Annotated in this window: 13 protein-coding genes; 11 read left to right on the top strand and 2 right to left on the bottom strand. The window is 67.9% G+C overall.

From position 1 onward, the window contains the following. Window positions 1–31 precede the first annotated feature (31 nt). From dctP to QLQ85_RS11480, 10 genes are all read left to right on the top strand, one after another. Window positions 32–1105, top strand: coding sequence for a TRAP transporter substrate-binding protein DctP (dctP, locus tag QLQ85_RS11525; RefSeq protein WP_282739288.1), 1074 nt, complete (start codon window positions 32–34; stop codon window positions 1103–1105). Between the two features lie 95 nt (window positions 1106–1200). After that, entirely contained in the window at window positions 1201–1746 is a 546-nt protein-coding gene (locus tag QLQ85_RS11520; RefSeq protein ID WP_282739109.1) for a TRAP transporter small permease, read from the top strand. Further along, on the top strand, window positions 1743–3020 hold the full coding sequence (locus QLQ85_RS11515) for a TRAP transporter large permease (protein WP_282739108.1): 1278 nt from the start codon (window positions 1743–1745) through the stop codon (window positions 3018–3020). Before QLQ85_RS11520 ends, QLQ85_RS11515 begins: the two co-directional genes overlap by 4 nt. Window positions 3021–3047: 27 nt before the next feature. Continuing rightward, window positions 3048–4082 carry a histone deacetylase family protein gene (locus QLQ85_RS11510; RefSeq protein WP_282739107.1) on the top strand — a complete coding sequence of 345 codons (1035 nt, stop codon included), beginning with the start codon at window positions 3048–3050 and terminating at the stop codon, window positions 4080–4082. A 63-nt stretch (window positions 4083–4145) separates the two neighbouring features. Next, window positions 4146–4502, top strand: a complete 357-nt coding sequence (locus QLQ85_RS11505) for a RidA family protein (protein ID WP_282739106.1) — start codon at window positions 4146–4148, stop codon at window positions 4500–4502. 1 nt (window position 4503) lies between these two features. Further along, window positions 4504–5445, top strand: a complete 942-nt coding sequence (lhpI, locus tag QLQ85_RS11500; RefSeq protein ID WP_282739105.1) for a bifunctional Delta(1)-pyrroline-2-carboxylate/Delta(1)-piperideine-2-carboxylate reductase — start codon at window positions 4504–4506, stop codon at window positions 5443–5445. Beyond that, on the top strand, window positions 5445–6569 hold the full coding sequence (locus tag QLQ85_RS11495; RefSeq protein ID WP_282739104.1) for a class II histone deacetylase: 1125 nt from the start codon (window positions 5445–5447) through the stop codon (window positions 6567–6569). Before lhpI ends, QLQ85_RS11495 begins: the two co-directional genes overlap by 1 nt. Further along, entirely contained in the window at window positions 6566–7534 is a 969-nt protein-coding gene (locus QLQ85_RS11490) for a branched-chain amino acid transaminase (protein WP_282739103.1), read from the top strand. Before QLQ85_RS11495 ends, QLQ85_RS11490 begins: the two co-directional genes overlap by 4 nt. A 101-nt stretch (window positions 7535–7635) precedes the next feature. After that, window positions 7636–8661 (top strand): Lnb N-terminal periplasmic domain-containing protein, encoded by a 1026-nt coding sequence (locus tag QLQ85_RS11485; protein ID WP_282739102.1) that lies wholly within the window; start codon window positions 7636–7638, stop codon window positions 8659–8661. A gap of 323 nt (window positions 8662–8984) precedes the next feature. Continuing rightward, on the top strand, window positions 8985–10337 hold the full coding sequence (locus tag QLQ85_RS11480; RefSeq protein WP_282739101.1) for a Na+/H+ antiporter family protein: 1353 nt from the start codon (window positions 8985–8987) through the stop codon (window positions 10335–10337). 50 nt (window positions 10338–10387) lie between these two features. On the opposite strand, the gene QLQ85_RS11475 is transcribed toward QLQ85_RS11480, so the two are convergent. Together QLQ85_RS11475 and QLQ85_RS11470 are read right to left on the bottom strand one after the other, a co-directional pair. After that, window positions 10388–11122, bottom strand: coding sequence for an RNA methyltransferase (locus QLQ85_RS11475; protein WP_282739100.1), 735 nt, complete (start codon window positions 11120–11122; stop codon window positions 10388–10390). A gap of 109 nt (window positions 11123–11231) precedes the next feature. Further along, complete coding sequence (locus QLQ85_RS11470) at window positions 11232–12146, bottom strand: LysR family transcriptional regulator (RefSeq protein WP_282739099.1); 915 nt, start codon at window positions 12144–12146, stop codon at window positions 11232–11234. 184 nt (window positions 12147–12330) lie between these two features. Between QLQ85_RS11470 and QLQ85_RS11465 the strand changes: the two genes are divergently transcribed. Beyond that, the gene (locus QLQ85_RS11465) at window positions 12331–12603 is read left to right on the top strand and encodes an EF-hand domain-containing protein (protein ID WP_282739098.1); all 273 of its coding nucleotides are present in this window, start codon (window positions 12331–12333) and stop codon (window positions 12601–12603) included. The last annotated feature ends 44 nt before the right edge of the window (window positions 12604–12647 follow it).

Here is a 12647-nt window from a genome sequence, read left to right as displayed (position 1 = left end):
AACCACAAGAACGACAAAGAGGTGAGGGATGATGAACAAGACGATGCTGCCCGCCATGGTAGCGCTGGCGGCGCTTCCGCTGGTCGTTGCCAGCACCCAGGCTCAGGCGCAGTCCCACGAGATGGTGATCGCCACGCTGATCCCCGAGAGCATGACCAACAACGAGATCTATCCGGCGCTGGTGCACTTCAAGAACCTCGTCGAGGCGCGCACCGACGGCGACCTCGAGGTCAGCATCTTCGGCGGGGGCCAGCTCGGCTCCGAGGTGGAGACCGGCTCGGAGGTGCAGGGCGGGCGGACGCTGCAGTCCACCATCATGTCGACCGGCGCCATGTCCTCGTTCTACGAGGACTACCAGCTGGTCACCGCCCCCTTCCTGTTCACCAACTGGCGTCAGGCCTGGGCCTTCTACGACAGCGAATGGTTCGCCGACTTCATGTCCGGCACCATCGAGGCGGCCAACATGCGCTACCTGGGAACCTTCGACGACGGCGGCGGCTTCGTGGCCTTCACCAACAACGTGCGGCCGATCGAGACCGTCGAGGACCTCGAGGGGCTCAACATTCGCACCGAGGAGAATCCGGCGCATGTGGCGGTCATGCGGGCGCTGGGCGCCTCCGCCACGCCGCTGCCCTGGGGGGAACTGATCACCGCGCTCGAGACCGGCCTCGCCGACGGCCAGTTCAATGCCCCCGTCATCAACACCGCCTTCAACCTGGACGCGGTCACCGACCACACCACCCTGACCGGGCATGTCTACAACAGCGCCCCCTGGATGATCAGCGAGGCCTGGTACCAGGAGCTACCCGAGGAGTACCAGCAGGTCGTCATCACCTCGGCGCGGGAGGCCATCGAAGTGAGCCACGGCATGTCCGGTGCCCTGGCCACCGCCAGCTGGGTGGAGTCCTGCGAGCGCTTCGAGACCTGCTACCTGATGCCCGAAGCGGAGCGTCAGCGCATGGCCGAGATCGCGCGTCCGGCCTGGAAGGAATGGATCGTCGATGACTTCGGCATGGACGCCGAGCGGGTCGAGGCGCTGCTCGCCGAGGTGGAGCGTGTCGGCAACGAGGTGGCCGACGAGGACTTCCGCATCTACGGTCAGTGAAACGAGCGGGGCAGGGGGATGATGGCTCCCTCCGCTCCGTTCCCGCGCGGCCGAGCCGGGGCTCGGCCGAGAACCAGCCGTGACGGGTGCCTTTCATGAGTCCGCTTGTTCCCCTGCGTCGCTTCAGCGATGGCGTCAATCAGGTCGCCATCGTGCTCTGCGTGGTGTGTATCCTGGCCATGCTGGGCATTTCGTTCACCGCCTTCGTCTACAAGCTGTTCACCGGCAGTGCGCTGAGCTGGACCTACTCCCTGGCCCGGCTCTTCCTGCCCTGGATCGGCTTTCTCTCCATGACCATCTCGCTGCGCTACGGCGAGCACGTGGCCATGACCCTGCTGGTGCGCAGCCTTCCGCGGGTGCTGCTGCAGGTAGCGGCCGGCCTCTGCCTGGCGGTGATCGCGATCTTCGCGGCGCTACTGGTGTGGTACGGCTGGGGCTACTTCCTCAACGCCACCCAGGTCTACATGGTCTCCGACCAGATCCAGGTTCACAGCAAGTTCACCGCCATCGTGGTGCCGCTTTCCGGGGTGATCATCCTGCTGCACCTGGTGCAGGGCTTCGCGCTGCTCGAGCACTTCATCGATGACGAGACGATGATCGACGAACTCATCGAGACCACCGACCTGGAGGAGCGCCCATGACGCCTGCGATCATCGCCTTCGTCGTCCTGCTGCTGATCGGCGCTCCGGTCGCCGTGGTCATGGCCATGTCCGGCCTGGTGGGGGGCTATACCCTGGGGGGCGAGCGCATGCTCGGCATCATCGCCGACCGCATGTTCTCGGGCGTATCGGGCTTTTTGCTGATCGCCGTGCCCTACTTCATCTTCACCGCCGAGCTGATGAACCAGGGCGGGCTGACCCACAAGCTTATCGCCTTCAACAATGCCCTGTTCGGCCGCGTCCGCGGCGCCCTGTCCCACGTCAACATCTCGGTGTCGGTGTTCTTCGCCGGCCTCACCGGTGCCGCCATCACCGATACCGTGGCCATCGGCAAGATCATGATTCCGGAGATGAAGAAGCAGGGCTACGACGCCGAGTATGCGGCGGCCATCACCGCCTGCTCGTCGATCATCGGCCCGATCATCCCGCCCAGCGTGGTGATGGTGGTCTATGCGACCCTGCTGCGGGACATCTCGGTGATCGACCTCTTCGCCGGCGGCATCATCCCCGGGTTGCTGATGGCCGGTGCACTGCTGGCGGTGAGCTTCTTCCTGGCCTGGAAGCGTGGCTATCCCAAGCAGGCGCCGACCCCGTTCAAGGTGGCGATCTTCGCCTTCCTGGCGGCGCTGCCGGCGATGTTCGTGCCCCTGATCATTCTCGGCGGTATCCTCTCGGGGCTCACCACCATCACCGAGGCGTCCGGGTTCGCCGCCGTCTATGCCCTGGCGATCGGCGCGTTCTTCTATCGCAGCCTGAGCTGGCACAAGGTGTGGCAGGCGCTGGTGGTGACGGTGCGTTTCTCCGGGGTGGTGTTCTTCCTGCTGGCGACCTCGGCGGTGCTCGGCTGGTTCGTCACCCGTTCCGGCATCGCCCGCGACGCCGCGGGCCTGATCACCACCGCCAGCGACTCCGCCTTCCTGCAGCTGATGCTGGTCTGCGTGCTGCTGATCCTGATCGGCACGGTGATGGACGTGCTGCCGGCCCTGGTGGTGATCGCACCGGTGCTGGTGCCGGCCATGATCCAGCTGGGCTTCGACCCGCTGCACTTCGCCATCCTGATGATCGTGGTGCTCAACATCGCCAACGTCACGCCACCGGTGGGGATGACGCTGATGACGGCGGCACGCATCGCCGAGGTGCCCTACGAGCGGGCGATCCTCGCCTCGCTGCCGTTCTACTTCGCCTATGTGGCGGTGGTCGTGCTGCTGGCCCTCTTTCCGATACTCTCCACCTGGATCCCCTCGCTGCTGCACTGAGGCGAGGTCGAACAAGGACGCGATGCGATGAAGCTCTTCTATCACCCCGACCAGGAACGCCATGCGCCGCCCTCCTTCCTGCTGCGCGGCCGGTCGGTGGCCTCCCCGGAGGGGCCGCTCCGCGCCGAACTGCTGGCCGATGGCCTGGCCCGCGCGGGGCTCTCGCTGACCCCACCGACCGATGCCGACAGCCCGACCCTGCGGGCCCGGCTGGCGCGGATCCACACGCCGCGCTACCTCGACTTCCTCGAGACCATTCATGCCCGCTGGCGTGAGCTGCCGGATGCCGCCGAGATCGTCGCCCCCAATGTCCACCCCTGCGGTGGCGGGCACCACTACCCCCGGCACCCGGTAGGCCGGGTCGGCTGGCACATGCACGACATGGCCTGTCCCATGACCGCCGACAGCTTCACCGGTATCCTGGCCAGCGCCTCCTCGGCCGAGGCCGCCGCCGAGGCGGTGCTCGCCGGCGACCGCGCCACCTATGCGCTGTGCCGGCCACCGGGACACCACGCCGGGCCGGAGCGGGCCGGCGGCTTCTGCTTCCTCAACAATTCGGCGCTGGCCGCCACCGTGCTGCGTGAGCGCTTCTCCCGGGTGGCTATCCTCGATGTGGACCTGCATCACGGCAACGGCACCCAGGACATCTTCTACCATCGCGGTGACGTCTGGACCGGCTCGCTGCACGCCGACCCGGCCGATTTCTACCCGTTCTTCTGGGGCGGCGCCAACGAGGAGGGGCTGGGCGAGGGGCTCGGCGCCAACGTCAACCTGCCGCTGCCGCTGGGCAGCGACGGGGCGGTGTTCCTCGAGCATCTCGACCGCCTGATCGTGCGGCTGACCGACTTCCGCCCCGACGCCGTGGTCGTGGCCCTCGGCCTGGACGCCCACAAGGCCGACCCGCTGGCCGGCCTGGCGCTGGAGACCGACGACTTCACCCGGGTGGGCCGGCGGCTCGCCGACATCGGCCTGCCCACGGTGCTGGTGCAGGAGGGGGGCTACCCCACCGAGCACCTGAGCGAGAACCTGGCCGCCTTCATGGGCGGCTTCACCGGTGCCTGATGTGCACCCTCGATCCGCAACCCCTGCTTCGTAACGTCCATCCACTGCAAAGCGAGCAACGCCATGACCGTCAACTATCACGACAGCAACACCCGCATGAGCCAGGCCGCCGTTCACAACGGGACCGTCTATCTCGCCGGCCAGGTGCCGGACGATGCCTCGGCCGACATGCGCGGCCAGACCGAGCAGGTGCTGGCCAAGATCGACCGCCTGCTGGCGGCCGCCGGGAGTTCCAGGGAGCACCTGCTCTCGGCCCAGATCTGGGTGACCAGCATGACCGAGTTCGACCAGATGAATGCCGCCTGGGACGCCTGGGTGGTGCCGGGGCGTCCGCCGGTGCGCGCCGCGGTGGAAGCCAAGCTGGCCAAGCCGGAGTGGAGGGTGGAGATCATGGTGACGGCGGCGGTGCCGGAGGCCTGACATGCGCATCATCACGGCTGACCAGGTGGCCGCTTCGCTGCCCTGGACGGCGCTGGTGGAGCGGTTGGCCAAGACCTTCCGCGAGGGGGTGGAGTCGCCGCCGCGCCATCACCATGCCATGCATCGCCCCGATGGCGAGGCCACCATGCTGTTGATGCCGGCCTGGGAGCGGGCCGGCTATATCGGGGTGAAGATGGTCAACGTCTTCCCCCAGAACGCCGACCACGGCATTCCGGCCATCTCGGGCGTCTACCTGCTCAGCGAGGGCGCCCACGGGCGTCCCCTGGCCTGCCTCGACGGCAGCGAGCTGACCCGGCGGCGTACCGCGGCGGCGTCGGCGCTGGCGGCCCGTGAACTCGCCCGCGCCGACGCCGAGACCCTGCTGGTGGTGGGCACCGGCAAGCTGGCGCCCATGGTGATCGAGGCCCACGCCGCGGTGCGCCCGATCCGGCGCGTGCGCATCTGGGGACGCCATGCCGAGAAGGCCGAGCGGCTGGCCGCCGACTACGCCGATCGCTTCGACAGCGCCGCGGTAACCGACCTCGAGGCCGCCACCCGTGAGGCCGACCTGATCAGCTGCGTGACGCTCTCCAGCGCGCCGCTGATCCTCGGCGACTGGCTCGCCCCCGGCACGCACCTCGATCTGGTCGGCGCCTTCCGCCCGACCATGCGCGAGACCGACGCCGAGTGCCTGCGCCGCGGCGAGGTGTTCGTCGACACCTACGCCGGGGCGAAGGGCGAGGCGGGCGACATCCTGCAGGCCATCGACGAGGGGGCCTTCGCCTTCGACGAGATCCGCGGCGAGCTCGCCGAACTGCTGCGGGGCGCGCGACCGGGGCGATCGTCGCCCGAGGCGATCACGGTGTTCAAGTCGGTGGGCGCCTCGCTCGAGGACCTGGCCGCGGCCATCGAGGTCTGGGAGCAGTTGGAGGGGCGTCGGTGATGGCGCGCCGTCCCGGGGCACCGGCCGCCGGGTTCTTCTGGCATGAGCGCTGCTTTTGGCACGACCCCGGCGCCATCGGGGTCTTCTCGGCGCCGGGGGCGTACCTCCAGCCCCTGCCCGCCTCGGAGAGCCCCGCGAGCAAGCGGCGGTTGAAGAACCTGCTCGAGGTCTCGGGGCTGATCGACGAGCTCGAGGTGCGCAAGCCGCCCCCTGCCTCGCGCCGGGATCTCGAGCGTTTCCATACGGTGCGCTATCTCGATGCCCTCGAGGCCGGGGACCGGGGGCGCGGTGGCGACGGCGGCGACTGTGCCCCCTACACGCCGGGCAGTCTGGCGGCCGCACGGCACTCGGCGGGACTCGCCATCGCCGCGCTGGAGGCGGTGGCGACCGGCGAACTGGCCAATGCCTATGCCCTGTGTCGTCCGCCGGGCCACCACGCCGAAGCCGATCGGGGGCGCGGCTTCTGCCTGCTGGGCAACATCCCGGTGGCCGTGATGCGGGCGCGCGTCCTGGGCCAGGTCGGACGGGTGGCGATCCTCGACTGGGACGTCCACCACGGCAACGGCCAGCAGGCGGCCTTCTACGACGATCCCGAGGTGTTCACGGTGTCGATCCACCAGGCCGGCAACTACCCGCTGGACACCGGCGCCTTCGATGAGCAGGGCGAGGGGGCGGGCGAGGGCGCCAACCTCAACCTGCCGCTGCCGCCAGGCTGCGGCATTGGCGCCTATGACTACGCCATGACCGAGCTGGTGCTGCCGGCGATCGAGGCCTTCGCCCCTGAGCTGATCGTGGTCGCCTGCGGCTACGACGCCTGCGCCAAGGATCCGTTGGGCAAGATGCTGCTCAACAGCGCCGCCTTCGCTGCCATGACCGCCCGGGTCAAGGCGCTGGCCGAGCGGATCTGCCTTGGGCGGCTGGTGCTGGTCCATGAGGGCGGCTATTCGGAGGGCTATGCACCGCTGTGTGGCCATGCGGCGATCCAGGTGCTGGCCGAGAGCCGGATCGAGGTGCCCGATCCGCAGAACGACGAGATCGCCGCCTGGGCCTACCAGGACCTGCAGCCCCACCAGCGCCTGCTGATCGACGGCTGGCGCGATGGCTACATGAGGACACGAGCATGACGCCGCTCTACGATCGCGACGGCTGGCTGTGGCACGACGGCGAATGGCTGGCGTGGCGCGACGCCCGCACCCACCTGCTGACCCACACCCTGCACTACGGCATGGGCTGCTTCGAGGGGGTGCGCGCCTATCACGGCGAATGGGGCACCCACCTGTTCCGGGTGGCCGAGCATACCCGGCGGTTGGCCGACAGCGCCCACGCCCTGGACATGCCCCTCGACTTCAGCGAGGCCGAGCTGATCGAGGCCCAGCGGCTGTGCCTGGAGAAGAATGGCCTGGCCAACGCCTACCTCAAGCCCACGGTGTACTTCGGCGCCGAGGGGCTGGGGCTACGGGCCAAGGGCCTGACCGTGCACGTGATGGTCGCGGCCTGGGACCTGGGCGACTACATCTCCCCCGAGGCGGCGTCGATCGGCCTGCGGGCGCTGACCTCGTCCTGGTCGCGGCACCACGTCAACATCAGCCTGTGCCGGGCCAAGACCAACGGCCACTACGTCAACTCCATGCTGGCGCTCAATACGGCGCTGAAGGCGGGCTTCGACGAGGCGCTGATGCTCGACCCCGAGGGCTACGTGGCCGAGGCCTCGGCGGCCAATGTATTCCTGCTGCGCGATGGGGTACTGCATACGCCGGAGGTCACCTCCTGCCTGCAGGGGATCACCCGCGACAGCGTGATCCGCCTGGCCCGGGACGCGCTCGGGCTGGAGGTGCGCGAGCGCCGCATCACCCGCGACGAGCTCTACACCGCCGACGAGGCCTTCGTCACCGGCACGGCGGCCGAGATCCTGCCGCTGCGCGAGCTCGACGGCCGCCATATCGGGGCCCGGGCCGGGGCCCCGCCGCCGGGTCGCCCCATCGCCGAGGGCTCGGTGACCGCACGACTCCAGCGCCTCTACCGGCGCGTGACCCGCGGCGACCCGGGTGACGATCTCGTGGCGTTCCGGAACTGGCTGACGCCCGCCTGAGGCCAAGCCTCGCCTCCCCGATGCATGACCGACAGCTTCGTTGACCGCGTCGACGCCCCGGGCGTGGTAGCCTGCTCGCGATCCGGGACGAAAGGGCAACGATGATCATTGCATTCATGGACGGCCTGCTGCGCCTGGCGTTGCTGCTCTGCACCGCCTGGGGAGCGCTGGCATTGGGTCATCGGCTGCCGCTGCCTGCGGTCGGTCGGAGGCTGGTGGTCGCGGGCTGGGTGACGGCAGGCGGCATCTGGCTGCTGCTGGCCTGGAAGGGAGCGAGACTGGCCCCGCTGGTCGGGATGGTCGTGCAGATGGCCGCGCTGTTCGTCTGGTGGCGCGGCCTGCGGCCGGCGAAGGACCTCGACTGGGCAGAGGACGTGGCCCATCTGGCCACCGGCGAGCTCGAGGGCAACCGGCTGACGCTGCACCATGTCCGCCACTTCACCTGGCTGAGCGCGGACGAGGCCGTGGCGAAGTGGGAGAGCCGGCAGTACGACCTGGACCGGCTCGCGTCGGTGGATCTCTTCATCTCCAGTTGGGGACGTCCCGGCATCGCCCATGTACTGATCAGTTTCGGCTTCCTGGACGAGGAGGGCGGTGACGGCGACTTCGTCGCCTTCTCGGTGGAGGTGCGCCGCGAGCGACACGAGCGGTTCTCGGAGATCGGCGGCTTCTTCAAGCAGTACGAGCTGGCGATCATCGCCGCCGACGAGCGCGATGCGGTGCGCCTGCGCAGTAACGTGCGCGACGAACGGGTCACCCTCTACCGTGTCTCCCTCTCGCCCGAGGACCGGCGCGAGCTGCTGCTGGCGCTGGTCAAGGAGGCCGGCCGGCTCGAGCACGAACCGCGCTTCTATCACACCATCACCGCCAACTGCACCACCCTGGTGTTCGCCATGATGCGCCGCATCATCGAGGGGCTGTCCATGGACCATCGCCTGTTGCTGACCGGGTTGCTGCCCGGCTATGTCTTCGATCACGGCGGGCTCGTCGAGGGCTATACCCTGGCCGAGCTGCGCCGGCTCGGCGATATCACCGATCGGGCTCGCCGGGCCCATGAGGCCGCGGACTTCTCGCGATGCATCCGCCAGGGCGTGCCGGGTTGGGAGTCGTTCGCTCACCGCGAATAAAAACGCCACGACGGCGAGCGTCGTGGCGGCATGCGGCTCCTCCCTGGGCATCGTCCCGATGCTTCGACCCAGGCCTTCCAGCCCCGGGTCTCCCTCGAGTGCTCCCTGCACCCTCGCATCCCTGGCGTGGGGTGGCAGTGTCCCTTGCCTCTCCCGCCTGGCGGGCATCTCCTTTATCGCGCATCAGGATGACAGTCCGATCACCGGCGGATGACATTCCGATGACCGTCAGGTTTGGACGATTCCCAACAGTTGACCGAGCATTCTGGTAGAATCCGCCGCTTTCGTGCGCTCATAACCCTATTTTCGATGGAATTCTTGCCATGAATGCGGTGATTCTAGCGGTTCTGGTGATGGTCGGGCTGTCGCTGGCCCGGGTGTCGGTGGTCCTGGCCCTGGTGGTGGGCGCCCTGGTCGGGGGGCTGGCCGGTGGACTCTCGGTGGAAGCGACCCTCGCCGCCTTCAACGACGGCGTGGGGGGCGGCGCCAAGGTGGCGCTGGCCTATGCCACCCTGGGGGCCTTTGCGGTGGCGATCTCGCGTTCCGGCCTGCCGGACCTGCTGGCGAGGCGTTTGATCGCCCTGCTGGGCCAGGAGGCCTCGGCGAAACGCCAGGCCGCCGTGAAGATGCTGCTGCTGGCGGCCGTGCTGCTGGTGGCGATCTCGTCACAGAACCTGATCCCGGTGCATATCGCCTTCATCCCCATCCTGATCCCACCGCTGCTCAAGGTCATGAACCAGCTGCGTCTGGACCGTCGCGCGGTCGCCTGTGCCCTGACCTTCGGCCTCACCGCCCCCTACATGCTGTTGCCGGTGGGGTTCGGTGCCATCTTCCTCAACGATATCCTGCTGGCCAACATCAACCGTGCCGGCGAGGCGCTGGGCCTGGAGATCGGCCGCGGCCTGGTACCGCTGGCCATGGGCGTGCCGGTGGCCGGCATGGCGCTGGGCCTGCTGGTGGCGCTCTTCGTCAGCTATCGCCGGCCGAGGGACTACGAGGCGCTGGAGGTGATCACCAGCAACGTGCCGCACCACCACCCCAATCGACACCTCGAGCCGCATGCCCTGGGGCTGGTCATGTCCGGCCTGGCCATCGTCGCCGCCCTGGGCATCCAGCTCTATACCGGTTCGATGGTGCTGGGCGGCCTGGTGGGCTTCGCGCTGCTGTCGCTGGGCGGCATCTTCAAGTGGCGCGAGGCCGACGACCTCTTCACCAGCGGCATGCGCATGATGGCGCTGATCGGCTTCATCATGATCTCGGCCTCGGGGTTCGCCGCGGTGATGACCGCCACCGGGCAGATCGAGACCCTGGTGGCCTCCAGCGTCGAGGTGATCGGCGACAACCGCGGCCTGGCGGCCCTGCTGATGCTGCTGGTGGGCTTGTTCATCACCCTGGGGATCGGCTCGTCATTCTCGACCATCCCGATCATCGCGGCGATCTTCGTGCCCCTGGCGGTGCAGTTCGGCTTCTCGCCGCTGGCCACGGTGGCGCTGGTGGGGACCGCCGCGGCGCTGGGTGATGCCGGCTCGCCGGCATCGGACTCGACCCTCGGCCCGACCTCGGGGTTGAACGTCGACCGCCAGCACGACCATATCTGGGACAGCGTGGTGCCCACCTTCCTGCACTACAACATCCCGTTGATCGGTTTCGGCTGGCTGGCGGCGATGCTGCTGTGACCCGCATCGACGTGACGAGGTGAGATCGGCGGCCCGGGTGGCCGCCGTTTTTATTTATCCGGCAGGTGGCGCTCCAGCGAGCCGAGCAGGCCGCGCAGCAGCGAGAGCTCCTTGCGACTGGGGCGGGCGCGGGCGAACAGCGCCTGGAGCTGGGCCTCGGTGCGGGCGTGGGGCTGGGTGAGAAAGCCGCTCGCCTGCATCACCCGGCCCAGATGGTCGTGGAAGTGGCCGAGCTGCTCGCGGGTGGGCTGCCGCTCCCCGGCGGGACGGGCCGGCCGGTAGTCGCTCTCCGGGCGACGACGCCAGGCCTTGAATGCCTCGTAGGCGAGCACCTGCACCGCCTGGGCCAGGTTGAGGATGCCGTAGTCGGGGTTGGCGGGAATGCTCACCTGGTGACTGCAGCAACGGATCTCGTCGTTGGTCAGGCCGAAGCGCTCACGCCCGAACACCAGCGCCACCGGGTCATGGACGGCATGCTCCACCAGCTCGCCGGCCATCGCGTCGGGTTCGTCGAAGTGGGGCAGCGGCAGGCTGCGCAGCCGTGCGCTGGCCCCCACCACCTGCACGCAGTCGGCCACGGCCTCCTCGAGGGAGGCCACCACCCGGGCCTGGTCGACCAGGTCCTCGGCCCCGGCGGCCAGGCGCGAGGCCTCGGGGTCGGGGTAGCGGCGCGGATTGACCAGCACCAGGTCCGTCAGGCCCATGGTCTTCATGGCCCGGGCCGAGGCGCCGATGTTGCCGGGGTGGTAGGTCTGGACGAGGACGATACGGATATTGGAGAGCATCTGGGGTCTTGCGCTTTCGTGTCGAGAGGGCACAAGGCGACAGTGTACGTGAGCTACGAGATACGAGCTACGAGGCGGGCTATCGTCCGCTCGAGGCCAGTGGCTCGAATCAGGCGTCGACCGAGAGCTTGCAGGGAATGGCCTGGGCGAGGAAGTCGATCAGCGCCCTCACGCCGGGGACGAGGCCCTTGCGAGAGGCGAAGACCGCCTGGATCGTGCCGTAAGGTGAGCGCCAGTCCGGGAGGATATGGACCAGATCTCTCTTGGCGAAACTCGTGCGGCAAATATGAATGGGCAGCAGCGCCACGCCGAGCCCCTGGCACGCTGCCGCAAGCAACATGTCGAAGTTGCTGCACATCAGGCGGGGCCGCAGGGTAATCACGCGCATTTCGTCATTCGGCCCCGTCAGTTCCCAGCGGACCTCATCCGTGTCTCCCCCCATCGACAGTGTCGGCACCTGTGGGAGTTCGTCGATGGTGAGTCCCCGCTGGCAGGCGGCATGCACGGCTGGGCTTACCGCCATCACCAGATGGTTCTGCCCGAGCGGGCGCATGATCAGCGAGGCGTCGGCCATGTCCGGCCTGCTGCGAACGCGTATGGCGATGTCGAGTCGATCCTCGATCAGATCGGCACGGCGGTCAAAGACCTGCATGTGTACGCGGACCTTGGGGTAGGTCTTCATGAAGGCCGGCAAGACTTCCTCGATGAGGTTCTGGATCAGACCCTGCGGACAGCTGAGTCGCACGATGCCGTTGGGCTCAGCGTAGGCCTGCGCCGCCACCGTTTCAGCCGCTTCGGCTCCGGCGAGTACGGTCTGGCAGTGTTCGTAGAACGCCTGGCCCACGTCGGTCGTGCGGATCCTGCGGGTCGACCGCTCCAGCAGGCGAACCCGGAGCCGCTCCTCGAGCCGTGCGATGCGCTTGCTGAGCGTTCCCTTGGGCACGCCGATGTGGCGGGAGGCGGCGGAGAAGCCCTGGTAAGTTACCACGGCATGGAAGTAGTAGAGGTCGTTGAGGTCGTTCATCGCGGCGCTACGGGGTGGGAGTCAGCCGTACATTAATCGTTTCCCCAGGGAAACGCAAAGTTCGAATGGTGCGATCTAGTCAGTGGATTGGTGTCCTATAGAATACAAATATCGGGTCGGCACCAGAGACGGCATCCATCGAGAGGTGCGGACCTACTCCCTGAAACGAATCGAGAGAGAAACGATGAAAACTCAGAAAACCGCCCTGTTCCTTGCACTTGCCCTTGCTTCCGGTGTCGCCCTTGCCGAAAGGGGCGCCGCGGACCTGCAGATACCGCTGGCCACCTCGACCGGTACCTCCGACCAGAACAGCTTCGAGAAGCTGGACCTCGATAACGATAGCCGCCTCTCCCACGACGAGGCCGAAGCAGGCACCTTGCCGAGGATCTTCCTGTTCATGGACCGCAACCATGACGGCGTGCTTAGCAGGCAGGAGTTCAACTACCGCGAGCGCTAATCGCGAGGCCAAGCGCTACCGGTGAGTTGGAATTCGCACCTGAA

Origin of the sequence: Halomonas kalidii, assembly GCF_030010475.1 — a bacterium.
GTDB lineage: Bacteria > Pseudomonadota > Gammaproteobacteria > Pseudomonadales > Halomonadaceae > Halomonas > Halomonas heilongjiangensis.
The sequence above is the reverse complement of the archived record's forward strand: the minus strand, read 5'-3'. Positions and strand labels throughout refer to the sequence as shown.

What these genes read in the sequence shown, in the direction of transcription:
- dctP (WP_282739288.1), top strand. Translation starts at nt 32, where the DNA reads ATGAACAAGACGATGCTGCCCGCCATGGTAGCGCTGGCGGCGCTTCCG.
- QLQ85_RS11520 (WP_282739109.1), top strand. Translation starts at nt 1,201, where the DNA reads ATGAGTCCGCTTGTTCCCCTGCGTCGCTTCAGCGATGGCGTCAATCAG.
- QLQ85_RS11515 (WP_282739108.1), top strand. Translation starts at nt 1,743, where the DNA reads ATGACGCCTGCGATCATCGCCTTCGTCGTCCTGCTGCTGATCGGCGCT.
- QLQ85_RS11510 (WP_282739107.1), top strand. Translation starts at nt 3,048, where the DNA reads ATGAAGCTCTTCTATCACCCCGACCAGGAACGCCATGCGCCGCCCTCC.
- QLQ85_RS11505 (WP_282739106.1), top strand. Translation starts at nt 4,146, where the DNA reads ATGACCGTCAACTATCACGACAGCAACACCCGCATGAGCCAGGCCGCC.
- lhpI (WP_282739105.1), top strand. Translation starts at nt 4,504, where the DNA reads ATGCGCATCATCACGGCTGACCAGGTGGCCGCTTCGCTGCCCTGGACG.
- QLQ85_RS11495 (WP_282739104.1), top strand. Translation starts at nt 5,445, where the DNA reads ATGGCGCGCCGTCCCGGGGCACCGGCCGCCGGGTTCTTCTGGCATGAG.
- QLQ85_RS11490 (WP_282739103.1), top strand. Translation starts at nt 6,566, where the DNA reads ATGACGCCGCTCTACGATCGCGACGGCTGGCTGTGGCACGACGGCGAA.
- QLQ85_RS11485 (WP_282739102.1), top strand. Translation starts at nt 7,636, where the DNA reads ATGATCATTGCATTCATGGACGGCCTGCTGCGCCTGGCGTTGCTGCTC.
- QLQ85_RS11480 (WP_282739101.1), top strand. Translation starts at nt 8,985, where the DNA reads ATGAATGCGGTGATTCTAGCGGTTCTGGTGATGGTCGGGCTGTCGCTG.
- QLQ85_RS11475 (WP_282739100.1), bottom strand. Translation starts at nt 11,122, where the DNA reads ATGCTCTCCAATATCCGTATCGTCCTCGTCCAGACCTACCACCCCGGC.
- QLQ85_RS11470 (WP_282739099.1), bottom strand. Translation starts at nt 12,146, where the DNA reads ATGAACGACCTCAACGACCTCTACTACTTCCATGCCGTGGTAACTTAC.
- QLQ85_RS11465 (WP_282739098.1), top strand. Translation starts at nt 12,331, where the DNA reads ATGAAAACTCAGAAAACCGCCCTGTTCCTTGCACTTGCCCTTGCTTCC.